Source organism: Ruminococcus sp. RTP21484sp1_RTP21277st1_D2_RTP21277_210401 (assembly GCF_040924225.1).
In the GTDB taxonomy this organism is placed as follows: Bacteria; Bacillota; Clostridia; order Lachnospirales; family Lachnospiraceae; genus Blautia_A; species Blautia_A faecis.
Map to the genome: position 1 here is coordinate 1 of NZ_JBCOMJ010000008.1, position 19,445 is coordinate 19,445.

General features: G+C 42.6%; 28 protein-coding genes. 22 read left to right on the forward strand and 6 right to left on the reverse strand.

Annotation, left to right across the window (positions count from 1 at the left end):
* Positions 1 to 215 precede the first annotated feature (215 nt).
* The 5 genes from AB5706_RS07175 to AB5706_RS07195 form a co-directional block, all read right to left on the reverse strand.
* Positions 216 to 1,325: a site-specific integrase gene (locus AB5706_RS07175; protein ID WP_173772626.1), complete on the reverse strand. Its 1,110-nt coding sequence runs from the start codon at positions 1,323 to 1,325 to the stop codon at positions 216 to 218.
* Positions 1,326 to 1,583: 258 nt separating this feature from the next.
* Complete coding sequence (locus AB5706_RS07180) at positions 1,584 to 2,765, reverse strand: NINE protein (protein WP_243881979.1); 1,182 nt, start codon at positions 2,763 to 2,765, stop codon at positions 1,584 to 1,586.
* Positions 2,766 to 2,776: 11 nt separating this feature from the next.
* Positions 2,777 to 3,271, reverse strand: coding sequence for an ImmA/IrrE family metallo-endopeptidase (locus AB5706_RS07185; RefSeq protein WP_173772630.1), 495 nt, complete (start codon positions 3,269 to 3,271; stop codon positions 2,777 to 2,779).
* A 201-nt stretch (positions 3,272 to 3,472) separates the two neighbouring features.
* On the reverse strand, positions 3,473 to 3,556 hold the full coding sequence (locus tag AB5706_RS07190) for a putative holin-like toxin (protein WP_226815750.1): 84 nt from the start codon (positions 3,554 to 3,556) through the stop codon (positions 3,473 to 3,475).
* Between the two features lie 107 nt (positions 3,557 to 3,663).
* Entirely contained in the window at positions 3,664 to 3,987 is a 324-nt protein-coding gene (locus AB5706_RS07195; protein WP_173772632.1) for an XRE family transcriptional regulator, read from the reverse strand.
* Positions 3,988 to 4,178: 191 nt separating this feature from the next.
* Between AB5706_RS07195 and AB5706_RS07200 the strand changes: the two genes are divergently transcribed.
* Positions 4,179 to 4,394 (forward strand): helix-turn-helix domain-containing protein, encoded by a 216-nt coding sequence (locus AB5706_RS07200; protein ID WP_173772634.1) that lies wholly within the window; start codon positions 4,179 to 4,181, stop codon positions 4,392 to 4,394.
* 189 nt (positions 4,395 to 4,583) lie between these two features.
* Here the strand turns inward: AB5706_RS07200 and AB5706_RS07205 are convergent, their stop codons facing one another.
* On the reverse strand, positions 4,584 to 5,387 hold the full coding sequence (locus tag AB5706_RS07205) for a DUF4393 domain-containing protein (RefSeq protein ID WP_173772636.1): 804 nt from the start codon (positions 5,385 to 5,387) through the stop codon (positions 4,584 to 4,586).
* Positions 5,388 to 5,465: 78 nt separating this feature from the next.
* Here AB5706_RS07205 and AB5706_RS07210 point away from each other — a divergent pair, with 78 nt between their 5' ends.
* The 21 genes from AB5706_RS07210 (at position 5,466) to AB5706_RS07310 (ending at position 19,435) form a co-directional block, all read left to right on the forward strand.
* The gene (locus tag AB5706_RS07210) at positions 5,466 to 5,594 is read left to right on the forward strand and encodes a hypothetical protein (protein ID WP_270414050.1); all 129 of its coding nucleotides are present in this window, start codon (positions 5,466 to 5,468) and stop codon (positions 5,592 to 5,594) included.
* A 17-nt stretch (positions 5,595 to 5,611) separates the two neighbouring features.
* Positions 5,612 to 5,947, forward strand: coding sequence for a hypothetical protein (locus tag AB5706_RS07215; protein WP_148463810.1), 336 nt, complete (start codon positions 5,612 to 5,614; stop codon positions 5,945 to 5,947).
* Positions 5,937 to 6,095: a hypothetical protein gene (locus AB5706_RS07220; protein WP_173772639.1), complete on the forward strand. Its 159-nt coding sequence runs from the start codon at positions 5,937 to 5,939 to the stop codon at positions 6,093 to 6,095. Before AB5706_RS07215 ends, AB5706_RS07220 begins: the two co-directional genes overlap by 11 nt.
* A 118-nt stretch (positions 6,096 to 6,213) precedes the next feature.
* Complete coding sequence (locus AB5706_RS07225) at positions 6,214 to 6,462, forward strand: hypothetical protein (protein ID WP_173772640.1); 249 nt, start codon at positions 6,214 to 6,216, stop codon at positions 6,460 to 6,462.
* Between the two features lie 88 nt (positions 6,463 to 6,550).
* On the forward strand, positions 6,551 to 6,913 hold the full coding sequence (locus AB5706_RS07230) for a DUF3846 domain-containing protein (RefSeq protein ID WP_173772642.1): 363 nt from the start codon (positions 6,551 to 6,553) through the stop codon (positions 6,911 to 6,913).
* Positions 6,914 to 6,916: 3 nt separating this feature from the next.
* Entirely contained in the window at positions 6,917 to 8,209 is a 1,293-nt protein-coding gene (locus AB5706_RS07235; RefSeq protein WP_173772644.1) for an AAA family ATPase, read from the forward strand.
* Positions 8,210 to 9,361, forward strand: a complete 1,152-nt coding sequence (locus tag AB5706_RS07240; RefSeq protein WP_173772646.1) for an ATP-binding protein — start codon at positions 8,210 to 8,212, stop codon at positions 9,359 to 9,361.
* Between the two features lie 16 nt (positions 9,362 to 9,377).
* On the forward strand, positions 9,378 to 9,824 hold the full coding sequence (locus AB5706_RS07245) for a hypothetical protein (RefSeq protein ID WP_173772648.1): 447 nt from the start codon (positions 9,378 to 9,380) through the stop codon (positions 9,822 to 9,824).
* A gap of 2 nt (positions 9,825 to 9,826) precedes the next feature.
* A complete protein-coding gene (locus AB5706_RS07250) occupies positions 9,827 to 11,416 on the forward strand; it encodes a DEAD/DEAH box helicase (protein WP_173772650.1) in 1,590 nt (529 codons plus the stop codon).
* Positions 11,417 to 11,418: 2 nt separating this feature from the next.
* The gene (locus tag AB5706_RS07255) at positions 11,419 to 13,698 is read left to right on the forward strand and encodes an AAA family ATPase (protein WP_173772652.1); all 2,280 of its coding nucleotides are present in this window, start codon (positions 11,419 to 11,421) and stop codon (positions 13,696 to 13,698) included.
* 241 nt (positions 13,699 to 13,939) lie between these two features.
* Complete coding sequence (locus tag AB5706_RS07260; protein ID WP_226837535.1) at positions 13,940 to 14,341, forward strand: RusA family crossover junction endodeoxyribonuclease; 402 nt, start codon at positions 13,940 to 13,942, stop codon at positions 14,339 to 14,341.
* Positions 14,338 to 14,565 carry a hypothetical protein gene (locus AB5706_RS07265; protein ID WP_173772654.1) on the forward strand — a complete coding sequence of 76 codons (228 nt, stop codon included), beginning with the start codon at positions 14,338 to 14,340 and terminating at the stop codon, positions 14,563 to 14,565. The genes AB5706_RS07260 and AB5706_RS07265 overlap by 4 nt, the downstream gene beginning before the upstream one ends.
* Before the next feature lie 189 nt (positions 14,566 to 14,754).
* On the forward strand, positions 14,755 to 15,951 hold the full coding sequence (locus AB5706_RS07270; protein ID WP_243881980.1) for a phosphoadenosine phosphosulfate reductase domain-containing protein: 1,197 nt from the start codon (positions 14,755 to 14,757) through the stop codon (positions 15,949 to 15,951).
* Between the two features lie 42 nt (positions 15,952 to 15,993).
* Complete coding sequence (locus AB5706_RS07275) at positions 15,994 to 16,152, forward strand: hypothetical protein (protein ID WP_173772658.1); 159 nt, start codon at positions 15,994 to 15,996, stop codon at positions 16,150 to 16,152.
* Positions 16,153 to 16,401 (forward strand): hypothetical protein, encoded by a 249-nt coding sequence (locus AB5706_RS07280; RefSeq protein ID WP_173772660.1) that lies wholly within the window; start codon positions 16,153 to 16,155, stop codon positions 16,399 to 16,401.
* Entirely contained in the window at positions 16,395 to 16,544 is a 150-nt protein-coding gene (locus AB5706_RS07285; RefSeq protein ID WP_173772663.1) for a hypothetical protein, read from the forward strand. Before AB5706_RS07280 ends, AB5706_RS07285 begins: the two co-directional genes overlap by 7 nt.
* Complete coding sequence (locus AB5706_RS07290; RefSeq protein WP_173772665.1) at positions 16,498 to 16,692, forward strand: hypothetical protein; 195 nt, start codon at positions 16,498 to 16,500, stop codon at positions 16,690 to 16,692. The genes AB5706_RS07285 and AB5706_RS07290 overlap by 47 nt, the downstream gene beginning before the upstream one ends.
* Complete coding sequence (locus AB5706_RS07295; protein ID WP_173772667.1) at positions 16,685 to 16,894, forward strand: hypothetical protein; 210 nt, start codon at positions 16,685 to 16,687, stop codon at positions 16,892 to 16,894. The genes AB5706_RS07290 and AB5706_RS07295 overlap by 8 nt, the downstream gene beginning before the upstream one ends.
* Complete coding sequence (locus tag AB5706_RS07300; protein ID WP_330602727.1) at positions 16,833 to 17,291, forward strand: hypothetical protein; 459 nt, start codon at positions 16,833 to 16,835, stop codon at positions 17,289 to 17,291. The genes AB5706_RS07295 and AB5706_RS07300 overlap by 62 nt, the downstream gene beginning before the upstream one ends.
* 586 nt (positions 17,292 to 17,877) lie before the next feature.
* Positions 17,878 to 18,831, forward strand: coding sequence for a hypothetical protein (locus AB5706_RS07305; RefSeq protein ID WP_173772669.1), 954 nt, complete (start codon positions 17,878 to 17,880; stop codon positions 18,829 to 18,831).
* A gap of 10 nt (positions 18,832 to 18,841) precedes the next feature.
* The gene (locus tag AB5706_RS07310) at positions 18,842 to 19,435 is read left to right on the forward strand and encodes a hypothetical protein (protein WP_173772671.1); all 594 of its coding nucleotides are present in this window, start codon (positions 18,842 to 18,844) and stop codon (positions 19,433 to 19,435) included.
* The last annotated feature ends 10 nt before the right edge of the window (positions 19,436 to 19,445 follow it).

The following is a 19,445-nucleotide window of genomic DNA, read 5'->3' on the forward strand; positions in this document are numbered from 1 at the left end:
AAAAGTTGAAAAAAAGAAACCCCTATCCCCTCAAGATTGAGGGGCAGGGGAGTTGAAGTGTCGAAGACACTTTTTTACTTTTAAGCAATAAAAAATGCGGAAGATGGGACTTGAATTAATTCCATCTTGACAGCGGAAAAATATTGATTTTATGCGGTGTTTTCAATGTGGCACTAAATACCTGTTTCAATAAAAGGGGCAGAAAAGGGGCAACTTTAAAAAATAGATACTTTTGCAATCTGTTCGTTGTCTTTCTCCGTGAGCTTTTTTGTGACATGTAAGTATATTTCTTTGGTAACCTTGCTGTTTTCGTGTCCGAGTCTCCTAGAGATGGTATCAATGCTGATACCTTGCTCCAAGAGAAGAGAGGCATGGGTATGACGCAGGGCATGTGGGGTGATAGCACGCCCTAAGACACGCTTGGAGTTTTCCCTTAAATATTTATTGTAGGAATAATAGTGTATATAAGTTCCATTCCTGGAAAAGAGAAACAGGGCTGGCTTTCCAATATTAAACATTAAGCGTCGGCGGAGCATCAGCGCATTTAATTGTTTGCATACATTTTCCAGTTCCTCCTGCATATACACATCCCTGATCGAACAAAAGCTCTTTGGAGATGTGACGATCTGGTTTATATAATCATAGTTTTTTGTTACATGGATCACCTTGTTTTTAAAATCCACATCTATACGGTCCAAGGCAATCAGCTCACCAACTCTCAGACCAGACAGCGCCATGAATTCAGTACACAGTCTCCAAAGAGTGTGATCCATTCCATCCAATAAGGCTTTGAGCTGATCTGATTCCAGGTACTTATCCTGTATTTTTTGTTTATGAGGAAGATCCTTGAAAGGTTCTATTTTCTCCAGAAAAGTAATGTCACTGATCATATCGTTACTATATCCCCAGCGGATCAGAGCGCGGAAACGAGTAAGGTGTTCATTTAAAGTGCTGTTTTCCTTTCCAGAATCACGAAACCTGCTGCGGACATACTTGGCAGTCATGTGCTCCACAATTGTACTTTCACCAAGCATTTTCATAATGGCATTGCAGGCAAAATAATTTCGGGAGTATGTAGATTGTTTAACGGTCTTTTTCTGATCTTTTCTATATTCCTCAACCAATTCTTTTAAGGTGCACTGATGATCTGGACAGGCTCCCATAGCCTGCTGGATTTTTAATTCCAAAGTCTTCTGTGCTGTTTTTCTGGACTGAGGGGTATTCTTGTCCATTGTGACAGATACACGTTTTGTTTTTCCAGTCAAATAGTCCTCATACCGCTCGCAGAATTTGAATTTGCCATTTTTCGATTCTTCAACCCACATGATATCATCCTCCTTATACGGACCATTCCGGCAGAATCACCGAGATGGTTTCTTTTTTGGTTGAGCCGGCGCAAGTGCCGGGAAAAATAAGTACAAAAATAACAGCCTGCGCGAACAAAGGTTCCGCTTGCATGGCTGCACCGAAGATGATACAATATCTTTGCTGAAAGTAGCGTACATCTTCGGATGTGCTCGCCGGTTCCTGTTGGCGCAGGAGCCGGTTTTTCTTTTATTTAGTTATTTTTAGGACTTTATTATTTACTGGCGAAGCGGTGCACCTGTATTATCGCGGAAATTTCCGAGTGCTATTTTAAAGATATCAACAATCCATCCGATGCCGAACAGTCCAAAAGTACAGGTATATAAAATACCCTTTCCAATCTTTCCGACATAATACTGATGTGCCCCAAACATCCCTAAAAAGACACATAATAGAAGAGCCGTCTTCTTTCTTTTATCACTTGTAATCGTAACATAGTTTGCCATGGAATATTCCTCCTTGTTTTGATTGGCATAAATTGCCTTTTCCTCGGTTGTTGGATTAGAAAAAGCATATTTTTGTAGTAATATTTTGCATTCTTCATTAGAAAAAGCTTTTTCAGCGGTTACTAAATCGCTAATAAGAGCTGAAAAATTTTCTTCCGAACAATATTGTTTATTGAACAGACATTGCGAATAGATAATACTTGGCAGAACTTCCGAATAGTGTTTGCGTAGGTAAAATAAGCGATTAGCAATCCATGCAATAAGAGTCGGTTGGTTTAATCGGGAATATCCATTTATGTCAAAACAAATAGTCATGCAAAAATAGCTGAATGCTTTGACATACATTTTATCGTCTTCTAAAAGTAGTGCCATATTTAAATAAGTTTCTCTTAAATCAGTATATTTAGATTGGAAAGAATACTCTAATATACGATCGTTAAAAATATTCCATATTACATCATTATCAGAATAACAGGGCGGAAAAAGTTGTCTGTGTTTATTATAAATGGACATAGGAATATTATATTTATTCAATTTGGATTTAAGCCGTTCTTCTGGCGCGAGTGTAGGACGATTTTCGCGCGAATCCCAGAAGCTATAAAGCAGTTCTTTTCCTTTATCTGTTAAAATGTAGTGTTTTTTTCCAAAAAAAGAAGAATCGAAGTTGTTAATACGGTTGATTAATTCTTGCTTATTTCCAGAGACTTTAAGGTGATGTTCATGCAAATAAGTTTTATAAACAGCTATTGTTAATAGTTTTTGATCTTCAGTGCTAGTGGATAAGCGTATTAGCCCCTCTGATATACAAAAATCGCAAAACGAGGGTCTATGAATTGTGAGATTTAGTTCTCCCTGAAAATCTTCATCTATTTTAGCATTTTTTAATCGGTTTAATGCTCGGTATTCAATATCACTAAAAGAATTTAAGCTAAAATTCGATTTTACTGTGTTCATTTAATATCCTTTTATAAACCAATAAAATGGTTTGGTTCAGCAACTGTTTTCATTACCGTAAATGTAGGCTCAAAGAAAATTATGTAATTGTCTAAAGTAGCATAAACCCCATGTATGGAATGATAACAATCCAGTGCTTCTTTTAAATATTCTTCTGTAGCATCCAGATATTCTGCCATTTCATATAAAGTACGGCATCCGGCTTCATAGGCATGCACAATCCCAATTAATCCAATTTTAAGGTTGTAACCAAAGAGACGGGCTCTGTATTCCTGTTTTCGGTTGCTGACCTCAGACTGATCAATAATGTCACCAACAGTAGTGTAGTGGTGGCCAAGCTCTTCGGCCAGTACACATGATTTTTCAGCCTGGGTTGAAATGGATTTATTGATTGCTACAGTGCTGTTACAATATAAGCCTTTTATGTTTGGACTATTAAATTCATAGTCCATTACGTCTATACCGTCCGCGCAGGCCTGGTCTTGTAATTCCTCATATGTGCTCATTGTAAACACCTCCCGCTCTAGTATATCTCAATACGTGTACAAAAATCTGTACAGCTGCTTCCCAAAAAGAAAATTGACAAATATTTTGGAGTGACATATAATATATTTAACAAGGGAGCTGGAAGGTGACTGCACTTCACCCAATCCAGCGAATATAGTTAGCTAAAAAATAGCCGTTGATCTCGCCAAAGATTAGGACGGCTATTTTTTATGTGCATATGTAAGTATGGCTACGATTAAATTAGCAAAAGTCAACATAATCATAAATGTCTCGTAATCGCTCATAAACTTCACCTCCTCCGTAAGGTGTCCGGATTAGGCAAAGAGCACGTCCCCCAGTTCCCTGGGCAAATATATTATATTGTCAATGTACATTCTGGCAGATCTGCCAATTATTTCCTTTTGTTTTTTACAAATTCTGCAAACTGGCGAATTTCATTCAATTCGTCTTCGGTGTATTCTTCGCCATCAAAATGAGCTGCAAGAGTGGTAGGTTCTTCAGACGTAAATAATAATTCTCCATCGACAAGCTTTTCCGCGTCAAGTCCTAATTCGCGTGTTATTTTAAGGACATTTGTGATGTTAGAATTTGCGATTCCTCTTTTTAAGATACTGTCTAAAGTAGTCCAAGGCATATTTATTTTCTCTGAGAATTTTTTTAAGCTTCCATATCTGGATATTATTAATTCTTTTATCTTAGATTCTAATTCTTGCATATATAATGCCTACCTTTCTTTGTATCTTTAACGCTATATTAACACTAAAATCTCGAAAAATCAATATAAATATATATAAATCAAAAATAAAATCTCAAAAATTCGAGAAAAACATATTGACAATCACGAAAAATCGTATATACTGTAAATGTAATCACGAAAAATCGTAACAAAGAGACGGAGGTGAGGAAATGTTTCCTAACTTGGAAGCTGAAATGGCAAGATCCAAGATAACCCAATTGCAGATGGCCGAAATGTTACAGGTAACACCAACGACACTTTCTTTTAAGCTAAACGGAAAGAGTTCTCTTTCATTAAAAGAATGCGTGCTCATAAAACAATTAATGTTTCCAGACAAGACACTTGACTATCTGTTTGCAACAGACGAGCAGAAGGAGGTGAGCTGAAAATAAAAAAGATAAAAGACTACAAGCAAATACAGGAAAGGAGATGAAGCAAGATGGAAATTATTGGAGCAAGTATTTTAGTGTCAGTGATCACTACTAAAATATTAGCCACCTACTATTTCAAAAAGGTAGATGGCTATGTTAAAGACATGTGCGAAATGACAACTAAGAATAATGAGAACACATTATCTATTTTACGCAAACTTCAAAGAAATTCTTGCCTAGAGGAGTGAATTGCCCTAGATATTTATGAAGATCAGCTCTCTTAGATGCGTAAAATTGTCGTGCTTTACGCGAAAATTCTAGGTAATAGTCAGTTTGCTCATAAGGCGCATAAACACTAGAGTCTGTAATTGTAGACTGAGTTTCAATTGTAACTATCCCCAGTCTGCTTAAGGAAGAAATTGAACTGCTTGCTTGTTGTATATTTACTCCAGAAAGATTGGGAATATAGACATTTGAAAGATTAATTTCAAACGTCTCTCTAAATTTATTCGCAGTAGAGCTACTCAGAACATAGTCAACAAGTGGAAAACTGTAACGTGGATTCATGCTTTTTAAAATACGTGCATCTAAAGGGCTCATTTGTTTAATTATTTCGGCGAATGAAGGGTGAACTTTTTCAACATAAGCACAGTTTACGGACTTACTGATTAAATTGACGAACATTTTGCGAAGTTCTTCTGATTCGATACAGTATTTAGAATTTTCAAGTGCTTGAGCAGTTGTTTGAATATCCGGCTCAATAAGGTTTTCGGGAGGGACATTAGCAATTGCCTGAGACAATTCGTAATTGTATATCTCCAAATCATGGGCATATTTCATGCGGCGTTTATTAGCTTGGTGAGAAATTCCTCCAAAAACTAAAAACCATGCATCAGATAGAGTTTGACCAATTGATTTTGTTGGGGCATCGGAGAGATTTTTTAAAGCATTATCAACTGAATCTGGAAGTTCAGGAATATCAAAAGGAAAAGAATTTTTTTCTGACATTATTAGTACCTTCTTTCTTATGTATTTGGCATGACAGTACCGATATTTACAGAATAGGAGTGTAAGGAAGAAAAGTCAATGAAATTTGGAGAAGTAACAGAAAAGGAGATGAGGAAGATAGAGAATACAGCATTACTGATAAATTTATTTGCAACGCTGTTGAATTCGATAGCAATAATTTGCCTTGCACTTAGCATGAGAAGATAACGGGAGGTAAATAAAAGATGGTTTACACAGAATCCATACGGGGATATCCGTACATGAGAAAAGAGCAGCTTACAAAAGAGTTCCAGATTAGTGCCGGAACTGTGCGGACAAGATTGTTTGAAATTGAAGATGAAATCAAAACAGGGCGTTATAACGATTATGCCATTATCCGGGATGGAAACATTGTCCTGATCAACGTTCTGGTGTTCATTGATTATCTTACTTATCGGCGCCAGCTTCTGGATCGCAATGCCAGAAAGTATGCTCCGGCATTTCATCCGGAAAAGCTGGTACAAATGATTGGCTGGAGCAACCGGGCTGTTGTGGAAGGAGAGACTGGGAATGAAGCGTAACATAATCATATCTGTCATCATAGGCACCCTTGCTACATACCTGCCGTTCTGGCAGTGGGACGGACTGCAGGTTGCAGGAGCACTGGCATTATCAATGCTTGCGTGGATGCTGATACAGGGCACAGAGCCAGAAGGGAAGAGAACATGAGCGTTGGTGAATTAGTTGCGCTAGGAATTTTAGTTGTAATTTGGATTCACTCATTACTGAAAAATTAATGAGCAGCAATGCAGCCCAAAAGAAGAGCCAAGCCGGAAGGGAGGAGGCCATGATTTTAGAAAAAATGATAGATGAGTTGTATGAGCTTTCGAAGAAAACTATAGCAAGCGGAATCCATATAAGTTTCGAAATAGGATTAGCTGGATATCCATGCCGGGTTTGGGTGGAGGAACCAACAGAAAGTAAAATGACTACTTATGATATTTATCGTGACGAAGCGCTGATGAAAGAATCCGTTAAAAACTACGAAGCAGCCAGGGAGCATCTTACACGGTTGTTAAAAGAAAATGGATCCTGAGAGTTGGGAGCTCATCAGGATCCGGTGTCCAAATGGACAAAAACAGTTTATCACCCTCTTATTGTAGAGGAGAAAGAGAGAAAAATCAATGAAAACATTAAAAATTTCAGCAGATAACGAAATCTCAATCATTGATGTGAATTTTGACGATTTCAAGAGTATTCAAAAAGCTTTAGGAGGCCATTTTGAAACTGTCCATACTGTCAAAATGAATAATTACTTTCAGGGACCAGTGATTATGTTGGTAGATGAGGAAGGGCATTTTAAGAATTTGCCATTAAATCGTTTTGGAAGCTGGATGTACGACATGCCAAGACATGGTTCTCCAATCTTAGGGGATGCGCTCCTGGCGGAAGCGCGTTATGAAGATATTATGGCAGTGCAGGAACCAGAAAAACTGATGGAGAAACTGCTAAATGATTTTGAGTTTTTGAAAAAGGAGAAAAGATAAGATATGAGCATGAAGATTAACCGTCTCGAAATCGAGAATGTAAAACGTATCAAAGCAGTAAAGTTGGAACCTGCACAGAACGGCTTAACCATCATTGGCGGAGATAACCAGCAGGGCAAAACCTCAGTTCTGGATTCCATCGCCTGGGCACTTGGCGGGGAACGTTACAAACCTTCCCAGAGTACAAGAGAAGGCTCCATGGTGCCGCCGAACTTACATATTGTGATGAACAATGGTTTGGTAGTGGAGCGTAAGGGAAAGAATAGTGCCCTCAAGGTTACGGACCCGAATGGTCAGAAGACCGGACAGCAGTTGCTTAATGAATTTGTGGAACAGCTTGCCCTGGATCTTCCAAGATTTATGGAAGCCTCCGGAACAGAGAAGGCAAAAGTGCTTTTGCAGATCATTGGCGTGGGACCTCAGCTTGCAGAACTGGAAAAGGAAGAAAAAGAGCTTTACCAGGAGCGTCTGTATGTAGGACGTACCGCTGATCAGAAAGAGAAATTTGCAAAAGAGCAGCCTTATTACCCGGAGGCTCCAAGAGATCTGGTGTCACCCTCTGAGCTGATCAGACAGCAACAGGAGATTTTGGCAAAGAATGGAGAAAACCAGAGAAAACGCGATCAGGCTGCACAGCTCAGGGAATCTGTGAAGCGTGCCCATGAGGAAGTAATCAGATTGTCTGAGCTTCTGGAAGCAGCCAAGCAGAAACATCTGCAGCTGGTAAAAGATCTGGATATTGCAGAGACTTCTGCAAAGGATCTGACGGATCAGTCCACAGAAGAACTGGAAGCTAATATCTCCAATATCGAGGAAATCAACCGTAAAGTCAGAGCCAACCTGGATAAGGAAAAAGCGGAGGATGACGCCAAAGAGTACCGTACCAAGTACGACAATCTAACAAAGCAGCTGGAAGAGACAAGGGATAAGAAGAATGAGCTTCTGACTTCTGCAGAGCTTCCTCTTCCAGAGCTATCCGTAAAAGATGGAGAGCTGGTCTATAAAGGCCAGAAGTGGGACAACATGTCCGGTGCGGAACGTCTGAAGGTTTCTACCGCTATTGTCCGCAAACTGAACCCGCAGTGCGGTTTCGTTCTTCTGGACAAGCTGGAGCAGATGGACAGAAAGACACTGCAGGAGTTTGGAGAGTGGCTGGAAGCAGAAGGACTCCAGGCAATTGCTACCAGAGTTTCTACTGGTGATGAGTGCAGCATTATTATTGAAGACGGTTATGTGGTTGGACAGGAACATCCGGAAGAACCACAGCCAAAAGCATGGAAGGCAGGTGCATTTTAAATGGAAATTATCAGAGGCGTGATCCCCTGTGCAAAGAAGGTGGTCATTTACGGACCAGAGGGAATTGGCAAATCCACTTTTGCCAGCAAGTTCCCAGATCCGGTGTTTATTGACACGGAAGGAAGTACCAATTCAATGGATGTTGCGAGACTTCCCAAGGCGTCCAGCTGGCAGATGTTGCTGGACCAGGTGGATTATGTCCGCACACATCCGACTATGTGCAAGACACTGGTCATAGATACCATTGACTGGGCGGAATCTATGTGTATCCGGCATATCTGCGACAAGCACAGAAAGTCCGGTATTGAGGACTTTGGTTACGGAAATGGTTATGTTTATGTAAAAGAAGAATTGGGGAAATTCCTCAATCAGCTGACAGAAGTTGTAGAGGCTGATGTCAACGTGGTCCTTACTGCACATGCGCAGATCCGGAAGTTTGAACAGCCGGATGAACTGGGAGCTTATGACAGATGGGAGTTAAAGCTTGGAAAGAAAACAGCATCCCAGACCTCCCCACTGATCAAGGAATGGGCGGACATGCTACTGTTTGCCAATTATAAAACATTCTCTATTGCGGTGGATGATAAAGGGAAAAAGAGGAAAGCCCAGGGCGGTGAGCGTGTGATGTATACCACCCACAATGCCTGCTGGGATGCAAAGAACCGCTACGGTCTGCCAGATGAAGTCCCATTCAGTTATGATTCCATCCGGACAATCATTGAGGGAAATGCCGTGCCAGTAAAAGAAACACAGCCAAAATCCGTACCAGCGCAGCAGCCGGTACAGGCTCAGCCAACTGTACAGCCTCAGCCGACTACGGTACAGGAAGCTACAAAGACAGAACCTGCTGTTACTGTTGGGGAGCAGATGAACCTTCCGCTTAATGAACCACAAAAGACTCCGGAACCGACAGCAAGGAGCAGCACCATTGATCCCGGAATCCCTAAAGCTTTACGTGACCTGATGGAGAGTAACCAGGTAGATGAATGGGACATCCAGAACGTAGTGGCAGCAAGAGGGTATTATCCCTCTGATGTAAAGGTGAAAGATTATGACATGGACTTTATCAATGGCTGTCTGATCGGGGCATGGCCACAGGTCTATGGAATGATCAAAGAAATGAAAGCGACACAACAGGTGCCGTTCAATTAAAGGAGGATAAAAATTTATGGCAGCAGAAGGAAGAGAGTTAGGCTGGGAGGATTCCATCAAACAGGATGCCCAGGATTATGAGCCAATTCCAGAAGGGGATTATAACGTAACAATTGAGAAATTTGACCGTAGCAGATCTAAAGGTGAGGGTAAGCTCCCTCCATGCAATATGGCAGTTGTTTATTTTACGGTGCATGTTCCAGAACGTGAGGTTACCATCCGTGAAAATTATGTACTGCATACCAGTTTGGAGTGGAAGCTGTCTGAGCTGTTCCGTGGCGTTGGCCTTAAGAAGGAGGGAGAAGAACTCCGTATGGACTGGAGTGCACTTCCTGGCAAGACTGCGCGCGCTAAGATCGGACTGAAGCCTGGAATTAAGGATCCAAACAAGAAGTTCAATTACATTGAAAAGCTGTATCCAAAGGATACCAGTAAACCTGCATTTACACCGGGAGGCTTTTAAAAATGGAACTAAGGCCGTATCAAAAAGAAGCGAAGGAAGCTATTTTTGAACAGTGGGACAGCGGGGTGTTAAAAACCCTGCTGGTCCTTCCTACAGGCTGTGGAAAGACTGTGGTATTTGCCAAGGTAACAGAGGAATGTGTCCGTAAAGGTGACCGCGTACTGATCCTGGCACACAGAGGGGAACTGCTCGATCAGGCAGCAGATAAGCTGATGAAGACAACCGGGCTTGGATGTGCCTTGGAAAAGGCAGAAAGCTCCTGCCAGGGCAGCTGGTTCCGGGTAGTGGTTGGCTCTGTACAGACATTGATGAGAGAAAAGAGGCTGGGAAGTTTCCCGGCTGATTATTTTAATACCATCATTATTGACGAAGCCCATCACTGTATATCTGACAGCTATCAGAGAGTGCTGCAGCATTTTCCGGAAGCACAGGTGTTAGGCGTAACGGCAACGCCAGACCGTGGGGATATGCGGAACCTTGGCGTATATTTTGAATCCCTGGCTTATGAGTACACCCTTCCTAAGGCAATCAAGGAAGGATACCTGTCCCCGATCAAGGCGCTGACAATTCCACTCAAGATCGATATGAGCAACGTTTCTGTACAGGCAGGGGACTTCAAGGCAAGTGAGATTGGTACTGCGCTGGATCCATACCTGGAAGGAATTGCCCAGGAGATGCAGAAATACTGCATGGATAAAAAAACTGTGGTATTTCTGCCGCTGGTAAAGACCAGCCAGAAGTTCCGAGATCTCCTAAATGCTTATGGTTTCCAGGCGGCAGAAGTAAACGGAGACAGCCAGGACAGGGCTGAGGTATTAAAAGATTTTGATGCTGGTAAATACAACGTGTTATGTAATTCCATGCTCCTGACAGAAGGCTGGGACTGCCCGTCAGTTGATTGCATTGTGGTATTAAGACCTACAAAGGTAAGAAGCCTTTACTGCCAGATGGTGGGACGTGGCACAAGACTTTCACCAGAAACAGGAAAAGATCATCTGTTGCTGTTGGATTTCCTTTGGCATACAGAGCGGCATGAACTGTGCCACCCCGCAAGTCTGATCTGTGAGAATGAAGAAGTAGCCCAGAAGATGACGGAGAACCTGGAACGAGAAGCCGGCATAGCTATTGATATTGAAGAGGCGGAAAAGACTGCCTCAGAAGATGTAGTCGCACAGCGTGAGGAATCCCTGGCTAAACAGCTGGCAGAGATGAAAAAACGGAAAAAGAAGCTTGTAGATCCACTGCAGTTCGAGATGTCTATTCAGGCAGAAGACCTGTCCAGTTATGTTCCGTCTTTTGGATGGGAGATGGGACCGCCATCTGACAAACAGAAGCAGACATTGGAAAAGCTGGGAATCATGCCGGATCAGATTGAGAATGCAGGGAAGGCAGCTAAGATTCTTGACCGTTTGGACAAGCGTAGAAATGAGGGACTTACTACCCCGAAGCAGATCCGCTTCCTGGAGGGCAGGGGATTTAAACATGTGGGGACCTGGCAGTTTAACACAGCCAAGAATTTAATTGACAGGATTGCCGGGAACGGATGGAAGATCCCGAACGACATTGTACCACAGGAATATAAAGGAGCATAAACATGGAGCAGAGGACAAGCCTTACAGAGATAATTGAATACATCGATCCCGGTTCCCTGAGCTATCAGGACTGGGTGAATGTCGGAATGGCACTGAAACTGGAAGGCTATCCGGTAAGCGTCTGGGATCAGTGGAGCCAGAAGGACTTTGGACGGTACCATGCCGGAGAATGTGAGAAGAAGTGGAGAAGTTTTTCTGGTTCCTCCTCTCCGGTAACTGGTGGGACTATTGTACAGATGGCAATGGAGCGCGGATGGGTGCCGGAAAAAGGCCATGAACTGGACTGGAACGATAGTATACAGGTAGACAGTGACCGTGTAGTAGTGGATAAGAACTGGCTGGAAGGCAGGGAGATCCAGGAACCAAAGAACTGGAACCCGGCAGAGCAGCTGATCACATATCTGGAAACCCTGTTTGAAGCTGGGGAAAACGTAGGGTACGTAACTGGAAGTTGGGAAAAGACAGACGAGAAAGGTACCAGATGGCTTCCACAAAAGGGAAGCTGGGACCGTACTGCAGGACAGCTGATCGAGCAGCTGAACACCTGCAAAGGTGACATAGGGGCAGTGCTTGGCGATTACAATCCGGAAGCTGGCGCGTGGATCCGTTTCAACCCACTGGATGGAAACGGCTGTAAAAACGAAAATGTAACAGAATACCGGTATGCTCTTGTAGAATCTGATCACATGGAAATCGACCAGCAGAACGCCATCCTGCGTGAGCTGGAGCTTCCCATTGCCTGCCTGGTGTATTCCGGAAAGAAAAGCCTTCACGCAATCGTGAGGGTGGATGCAGCGGATTATGGCGAGTACAGGAAGCGCGTTGATTATCTGTATGAAGTCTGCCAGAAGAACGGGATTGATGTAGATACCCAGAACCGGAACCCTTCCAGATTGTCCAGGATGCCCGGTGTAGAACGTGGGGAAAAGAAGCAGTTCATTGTAGATACCAACATAGGAAAATCCTCCTGGAATGAATGGTATGAGTGGATTGAAGGTGTGAATGATGATCTTCCGGAGCCGGAAGGTCTGGAAAGTGTCTGGGACAATCTTCCGGAGCTGTCACCCTGTCTCATTGATGGGGTGCTTCGTAAAGGGCATAAGATGCTGATCTCTGGACCATCCAAGGCTGGTAAGTCTTTCCTTCAGATTGAACTGTGTATCGCCATAGCAGAGGGCAAGAAGTGGCTGCAGTGGCATTGTGCGCAGGGACGTGTGATGTACGTGAACCTGGAACTTGACCGGGCGAGCTGTCTTCACCGTTTTAAAGATGTATATGAGTCCCTTGGCTATGTCTCAGACAACCTGCAGAACATTGATATCTGGAACCTTCGAGGAAAGTCTGTGCCTATGGATAAGCTTGCACCAAAGCTGATCAGAAGGGCAGCAAAGAAGAATTATGTAGCGATCATTATAGACCCGATTTATAAGGTCATTACTGGTGATGAGAACAGTGCCGATCAGATGGCGAACTTCTGTAACCAGTTCGATAAAGTGTGTACAGAGCTTGGCTGTGCCGTGATCTACTGTCATCATCACAGCAAAGGAAATCAGGGCGGTAAGAAGTCCATGGACCGCGCTTCTGGATCCGGTGTATTTGCCCGTGATCCGGATGCACTTCTGGATTTGATCGAGCTAGAGCCGACAGAGGCATTGATGAAACAGGAAGAAAATAAGGCTGTCTGTGGAACTTGTAAAGCATATCTGGATGCACATTATAAGTGGCAGGATGACCTCTCACAGGACGATCTGTTGAGCAGTGCACAGATGTTGGGTTACTGTGAGGCACACCTGGATAAATGGCAGAAAATAGCCCTGGATAAGCAGATAACGGCTGCGAAAGCGGAAGTACAGGCGCGTACTGCATGGAGAATTGAGGGAACCTTAAGAGAGTTCCCGAAGTTTGATCCGGTCAATATGTGGTTCGATTATCCGGTACACAGGATTGATCAGGTAGGAAGCCTGAAAGACCTGCAGCTGGAAGATGATAAGCCTGCGTGGGAAAAAGCGTCCCAGAGGCGAAAAGAAAATGCTCAAAAGAACCGTGAGCGTAAGTTAAATGAGTTTGAGATTGCATTCCAGAATATTGAATTTGATGGCCGTGAAATTTCTGCTTCAGAGCTGGCAGAAGCACTTGAAACAAGTGCAAAAGAGTTACTTTCCTGGCTGGGAGAAGGCAAGCGTCAGAAGAAAGAATTGCGGAATAAATTTGAAAAATATTTTGGTGAAGATGGAAAAACATACATCAGGAGAAAGGGTGCGCAGGAGTGCTCACAACCATGATACAGAGTAGTGCGCAGAACCATATTTTTTATAATGATGTTCACGGTGCGCAAAACCATTATTTTTATGGTTGTGAGCAGTGCGCAAAAATGGGGGGTGCGCAACCATATACTACGTATATGTGTATGTGCGCACCCCACCTAGCGGGGGTAGGTAGTCGTGCGATAAGCTCACGCACGACGACCACCCACCCCCGCACTCAGGTGGGCACCATACCTTGATCACCTGAAAAAAGGAGTTGATGATTTTGGAATTTGAGTTTTTCATGGCAATGGTTCCGCCGACTGTAACCCATCAGGAAAAACAGGTCAGGGTTGCCGGAGGAAAGCCAGTGTTCTATGAGCCACCGGAATTAAAAGCAGCCAGACAGAAACTGGTGGCATATCTTGGACAGCATGTACCAGATGAACCATATCACTGTGGAGTCAGGCTGATCACAAAATGGTGCTTCCCCAGGGGAAAACATTTGGATGGTACCTACAGACTTTCCAAACCGGATACGGACAATCTGCAGAAACTATTAAAGGACTGCATGACGAAAGTTGGTTTCTGGGATGATGATGCACTGGTGGCTTCGGAGATCGTGGAAAAGTTCTGGGCGGAAGTCCCTGGGATTTATGTCCGGATCGACAGGCTGCCATGATCTGGCTGACACCCCAGGAACGAAAAGCTCTCTGGGAAGAATATCCAGAAGTACAGGAGCTGTATGAAGAGTACAACGGTATTCTTCCGGAAGATGCTGGAGCCTGGGAGAGAGTTGCAGAACGTTGTCACCAGATTAGAGAACAATGCCAGACGATGCAAGTAGAAGTTGCACTGCTGGATGTAGTGTGGCAGCTGGAATGTCTGGCAAAGAAAAAAAGATAGTCAAGCAAGAAAGGAGCCAGCCTCCGGCCGGGGCAATGGTATACCGGGCTTCTTGGAAAGATGAATTATATCAAAGACATTGAGTGTACAAAGGATACTCCTGTGATATATGGACACGAAGATACGCCTATATACGGGCAAGGTAAACGGATAAAGCCGAAAGTATCAGGTCGCAAGGATTCCGAACACATGAAAAAAATATACCTGGAAGAACTTCTCCCCCTGGAAGAATACGACATGATCGCGGTACTACTGTCCGGAGGAAAAGACAGTATAGCCTGTTATTATAAACTCATTGAGCTGGGCGTGCCGAAAGGAAAAATTGAACTATGGCACCATGACATAGACGGCGGGCACCCGTCCCGTAGAATGGACTGGCGTTGCACACAAAATTATGTAAAAGCATTTGCAGAAGCCGAGCAGGTACCGCTGAGATTATCCTGGCGGGTAAATGGATTTTTTGGAGAACTTTACAGGATCGGCGCAAGTGAGCCGGTTGAGTGGATGGACCCGGACACCGGGGAAATATGCCAGTGCAAGCTGTCTAGGAAATACATACAATGCCAGGAGCTGAAAGAGATCGCCACAGAGGAAATGGAGGAGAAACTCAAAGAGTACGGTTACAGAATGAAATTCCCAGCAAAAACAGGAGATTTGAGCCGTCGCTGGTGCAGTGCATACCTGAAAATTATGGTTGCAGACTCCGTTATGAACAACCTGAGCCAGCTGGGGGAACTTGAAGAAATAGGTGGGAAGCGCCAGAAGTTCCCGGCCAAGGGCGGAACTCATCAAGGTCGTTGGTGCAGTGGAAACTTGAAAGCTGCCGTGCAGGACAGCGTTACAGCGAACCTGGACAAGACCAGCAAGAACGTAAAAATACTGGTTGTTTCCGGAGAGCGACGCGGGGAATCAACAGGGCGGTCAAAGTACAACGAAATGGAAATACACAGAACCAACGCCACAGCCAAGGCACACAGATTAGTACACCAGTGGCGTCCGGTTATTGACTACTCAGAAAAAGATGTGTGGGAAGTATTGAAACGCCACAAGGTAAATCCACACCCTTGTTATAGAGCTGGTTGGAACCGGTGTAGTTGTGCTATGTGCATATTTTCGACACCGTCACTGTTTGCTGGAATTCGGGAGATAATGCCAGAAGAGTACGAACTTTTAAAGAAAGACGAAGAAATCCTCGGCTTTACTCTGGACAATAAAAAGGATCTGGATAACTTTGTGGGAGATGCAGAGTCTTGTGTATATCATGGAGATGCCAAGGCGCTGCATAGCCTGGTAAGTGGAGAGTTTGAAACAGCAGACATTTTTGTAAATGGTTCATGGAGGTATCCAGCCGGAGCATTTCATGGAGCAGAGGGAGGACCATGCTGATTACCCTAAGTGTCTACCAGAAACGAAAGAGAGAAAACGATTATGGCGGAAAAATATAAAACCTGTAAACACAGTACCGGCAGAGTGGGTGAGCTGATCGTATACGTCCACCCGACCTGCCCGAGGCTGTCAATGATAAAAGGCACCTTGTGCAGCAGTAAGATCCGCTGCAGGGAGTGTAAAAGCTGGGAGGTAAAATAGATGATACCAAAATGCAGTGAATGTGATTTTTGCAAGATGACAACCAGGGCGAATGCCAAATTTAACAAATCTGGGATATACGGAAGAAGCGAATTCTTCTGTGAAAATCCAGAAACAGAGAAATTGCCTAGAAAAGCATTTGGCAATAAGATGGAAGGCTTTATAGGCTTTGGAACTCCAGAAAGAGAATCAAAATTAACTTTAAAGACAAGTCCAAGATGGTGTCCAAGGAGGGAAAGTAAATGGTAGATGTAATTGTTGCAATGGGTGTTGGCGTGCTGATCGGAGCCTTTGGCGTGATCGCCTGGGCATTAAGTGCCGTAAACAAGGATAGAGGTGAAAAAGATGACAGAGACCAAGCAGGGAAAGGCAACGGACCGGAAAGCCACTGAGGCGGTGAACACGATTAGAATTTACTGTAAAAACAATGACATTCACGACTGCGTATTTAACTGTGCGATACGGCAGGTATGCAGAGGATATTTTCGCAATTTGAACGTACCGATGCTGTGGCCAGAAGTGGAGGTGCCAGATGATTGATGAGAAGAGAGTGCTGCAGGTTGCCAAGGAATTGAGCATGAACCCGGATAAGGCCAGGAAGCTCCTGGAGGATGCCAGATCAGAACCGGCAATCCTGGCACAGGTACATAGATACGAACTGCTTGTGGGAGGTGATAGAGGTGGACAAGACGGTGCTGGAGCAGTATGTGGAGCTAAAGGAAGAAATCAAAGACCTACATAACCGCATAGACCGGGACAGGCGCAGGCTGGTCAAGATCGAGAATGAGGGTGTGGTTTCTGATACCGTGAAGGGAACCAGAAAGGATGGAACCTTCGGTCCGATCAAGATAACCGGCTATCCTTTTCCAGAAGTTGATCAGGTGAAGGGTATGATCAAAAAGCGGGTAACAAAGCTTCACATACTGGAAGATGAACTGCAGGACGCACTGAATGCAGTAGATGATTTTATCCGGGAAATCCCACAAAGCGATCTGAGAATGATGTTTCGTTTTTATTACCTGGATGACATGACATGGGTGGCGGTAGCAGCAAATATGAACAGCCGGTTTCCAAAACGGAAATATACAGAAGACAGCTGCAGAAAGCGTCATGACCGATATCTTGAAAAAATATTATAAAATTTTCAAAATGTCCGGTCATGTCCGCTTCGGCTATGGTAGTATGTATACTGGGATTGACGAAAAGATTTCATTAAGCTCCTTATTAAGTGATTGCCAGGTGTCACAGCCTGGCAGTTGATTCTGGCAGATATCAACCAGGGAATTGCTGAGGCCACAGCAGAGCCGAAATGATATTACAGTGCAGGCTGACACATTGGTACGCGGTTCGACTCCGTGTTGTATGAGTCCGGGGCAGTCATGTGTGAGGGAGCTCACTGCACTACCGGAACACCTCCCCGATCGGGAGGGAGCATGAGCCGTTAAGCCGAGCCGCAGGTTCGAGTCCTGGTGTTCCGATTGGCTTCGAGAGGAGCTATAAATACAATTCTTCCCCGAAAGAATATAATTTGCAGAGAGAACTTCGTAGAAATTACGAGGTTCTTTTTGTTTAGTTTTCCGATATAGACATTGACGAACAAATGTTCTATAATGCAGATATTCACTTTACAAATATAGTTGTCAAATATTCTCGCAATTCGTTGCAAAATGTTGAATTGTGGAGTATGATTTAGGCAAATTATATTTTATGGGGGGGGAACTGCATATGGCAAAGAAGGTTAAAGTATCTGTTTATGGTATGAATATATCTAGAAATGGTGTTGACAGAGTGAATTTGAATAATATTTTTCAAGGAAGAAGTCTTATTCAAATTGTCAACGAATATATAGAGCAAAATCTTAATAGATATGATAATGATCACCATAAAGAAAACTTGTTTGCTTTTTCACAGTGTCAATTAGATGTGATGCTAGATGCTGAAGGCAGGTTAGAAGGGAATGTTCTTTCGGGAGTTGTAAAAACAGGAGAATATGGAATTAGTTCAGAACTGATCGACGTAAATACAGGAGATGTTTATAACAGATCTATCGATCAAGCTGATATTATGCCATTTGGTTTTTGCATTATTGTTCCAGTAGGAAATGTGAATAGCTGTATTGTAGTGATGCAGAATTTGGGACAATATAGTATAAAATTGTCTTTGCAGAAAAAATTAGAATCAATTATACATATGGCAGATAATGATTTGTTTGTATCTTTAGGTCCAGTAATGCCTAGACAGTATATCCAGAAATATTTTCGAGAAGGTATTTTACAAAAAATATCCATGATTAGGTACGAAATTCCTCGAGATGAAACTGAAAGATTGGGTGTGAATTATGGTGTAAATGAAACATATGAGGAAAGAATAATTCATAAACCAACTGGCTTTTTGGAAAGAAAAGCAAATGTTATTGCAGAATGGATGAATGGTCAGAGAGCGGCATCAGATATTGTACAGATTGATGATTATGATTATGATAATCTTAAATTTGTTTTCAAATTAGGAAATACGGAAAAAACAATTAACTTGGATAATGTAGACAGAATAGTTATAACTGAAGATATATCCGATAGAGTTACAATGTTAGATGGATTGCCGACGTTTGATACATTAAAACCTGTTATGATTGAAATTGGCAGAGGGTATTTACAGGGAATTGGAATGGCATATTTATAGGGGTGAAAGCATGAAAGAACTTACAAGTTTTTTGCAAAAGCCAGATGTGATTGTGTGCAGTGTGGTTCTTGTTTTGCTATTAATAGGATATCGTTTTGGCGGGATGAGATATACTTCTGTCAAAGAGATTATTAAGAATTATTTATCCTGTTTTAGTGATGATAATGGAAGAATATTGTTCCTGCCAGTGGTGTATTATTTTGGAGTTCCGCTACTGGTAAGCATTGTGGCTGCTTTAAAACATGAAATGGACGGAAATATAATAAATACAGTCACTGTGGTAGTATCCATTTTGACTACATTGCTTTTTAATCTTTTGATGTTAGTGATTGATATGAAATCTAAAATTCAAAAAGATCCAGAATATTATAGTATGGATGCGCGTACATCAAAAAAAGCATTGATTGGAGCATATTATGCGATTATGTTTGCAATACTAGTCAGTGTTGGTATTTTAATTATTTGTCTTTTTAATGTTTTTGTAAAAACCTACGGTTTAATTCAAAGCATATGCCTTTATTATCTTCTCTTTTTATTACTTATAAATTTATTTATGATTTTGAAGAAGATATATAAAGTTATTGATACAGATATGAATAAGTAGTAGTGATATG

What these genes read in the sequence shown, in the direction of transcription:
- AB5706_RS07195 (WP_173772632.1), bottom strand. Translation starts at nt 3,987, where the DNA reads ATGCAAGAATTAGAATCTAAGATAAAAGAATTAATAATATCCAGATAT.
- AB5706_RS07190 (WP_226815750.1), bottom strand. Translation starts at nt 3,556, where the DNA reads ATGAGCGATTACGAGACATTTATGATTATGTTGACTTTTGCTAATTTA.
- AB5706_RS07310 (WP_173772671.1), top strand. Translation starts at nt 18,842, where the DNA reads ATGAAAGAACTTACAAGTTTTTTGCAAAAGCCAGATGTGATTGTGTGC.
- AB5706_RS07245 (WP_173772648.1), top strand. Translation starts at nt 9,378, where the DNA reads ATGGCAGCAGAAGGAAGAGAGTTAGGCTGGGAGGATTCCATCAAACAG.
- AB5706_RS07290 (WP_173772665.1), top strand. Translation starts at nt 16,498, where the DNA reads ATGACAGAGACCAAGCAGGGAAAGGCAACGGACCGGAAAGCCACTGAG.
- AB5706_RS07205 (WP_173772636.1), bottom strand. Translation starts at nt 5,387, where the DNA reads ATGTCAGAAAAAAATTCTTTTCCTTTTGATATTCCTGAACTTCCAGAT.
- AB5706_RS07210 (WP_270414050.1), top strand. Translation starts at nt 5,466, where the DNA reads ATGAAATTTGGAGAAGTAACAGAAAAGGAGATGAGGAAGATAGAGAAT.
- AB5706_RS07260 (WP_226837535.1), top strand. Translation starts at nt 13,940, where the DNA reads ATGATTTTGGAATTTGAGTTTTTCATGGCAATGGTTCCGCCGACTGTA.
- AB5706_RS07255 (WP_173772652.1), top strand. Translation starts at nt 11,419, where the DNA reads ATGGAGCAGAGGACAAGCCTTACAGAGATAATTGAATACATCGATCCC.
- AB5706_RS07275 (WP_173772658.1), top strand. Translation starts at nt 15,994, where the DNA reads ATGGCGGAAAAATATAAAACCTGTAAACACAGTACCGGCAGAGTGGGT.
- AB5706_RS07270 (WP_243881980.1), top strand. Translation starts at nt 14,755, where the DNA reads ATGAAAAAAATATACCTGGAAGAACTTCTCCCCCTGGAAGAATACGAC.
- AB5706_RS07280 (WP_173772660.1), top strand. Translation starts at nt 16,153, where the DNA reads ATGATACCAAAATGCAGTGAATGTGATTTTTGCAAGATGACAACCAGG.
- AB5706_RS07225 (WP_173772640.1), top strand. Translation starts at nt 6,214, where the DNA reads ATGATTTTAGAAAAAATGATAGATGAGTTGTATGAGCTTTCGAAGAAA.
- AB5706_RS07220 (WP_173772639.1), top strand. Translation starts at nt 5,937, where the DNA reads ATGAAGCGTAACATAATCATATCTGTCATCATAGGCACCCTTGCTACA.
- AB5706_RS07200 (WP_173772634.1), top strand. Translation starts at nt 4,179, where the DNA reads ATGTTTCCTAACTTGGAAGCTGAAATGGCAAGATCCAAGATAACCCAA.
- AB5706_RS07305 (WP_173772669.1), top strand. Translation starts at nt 17,878, where the DNA reads ATGGCAAAGAAGGTTAAAGTATCTGTTTATGGTATGAATATATCTAGA.
- AB5706_RS07175 (WP_173772626.1), bottom strand. Translation starts at nt 1,325, where the DNA reads ATGTGGGTTGAAGAATCGAAAAATGGCAAATTCAAATTCTGCGAGCGG.
- AB5706_RS07240 (WP_173772646.1), top strand. Translation starts at nt 8,210, where the DNA reads ATGGAAATTATCAGAGGCGTGATCCCCTGTGCAAAGAAGGTGGTCATT.
- AB5706_RS07265 (WP_173772654.1), top strand. Translation starts at nt 14,338, where the DNA reads ATGATCTGGCTGACACCCCAGGAACGAAAAGCTCTCTGGGAAGAATAT.
- AB5706_RS07235 (WP_173772644.1), top strand. Translation starts at nt 6,917, where the DNA reads ATGAGCATGAAGATTAACCGTCTCGAAATCGAGAATGTAAAACGTATC.
- AB5706_RS07230 (WP_173772642.1), top strand. Translation starts at nt 6,551, where the DNA reads ATGAAAACATTAAAAATTTCAGCAGATAACGAAATCTCAATCATTGAT.
- AB5706_RS07185 (WP_173772630.1), bottom strand. Translation starts at nt 3,271, where the DNA reads ATGAGCACATATGAGGAATTACAAGACCAGGCCTGCGCGGACGGTATA.
- AB5706_RS07180 (WP_243881979.1), bottom strand. Translation starts at nt 2,765, where the DNA reads ATGAACACAGTAAAATCGAATTTTAGCTTAAATTCTTTTAGTGATATT.
- AB5706_RS07215 (WP_148463810.1), top strand. Translation starts at nt 5,612, where the DNA reads ATGGTTTACACAGAATCCATACGGGGATATCCGTACATGAGAAAAGAG.
- AB5706_RS07295 (WP_173772667.1), top strand. Translation starts at nt 16,685, where the DNA reads ATGATTGATGAGAAGAGAGTGCTGCAGGTTGCCAAGGAATTGAGCATG.
- AB5706_RS07285 (WP_173772663.1), top strand. Translation starts at nt 16,395, where the DNA reads ATGGTAGATGTAATTGTTGCAATGGGTGTTGGCGTGCTGATCGGAGCC.
- AB5706_RS07250 (WP_173772650.1), top strand. Translation starts at nt 9,827, where the DNA reads ATGGAACTAAGGCCGTATCAAAAAGAAGCGAAGGAAGCTATTTTTGAA.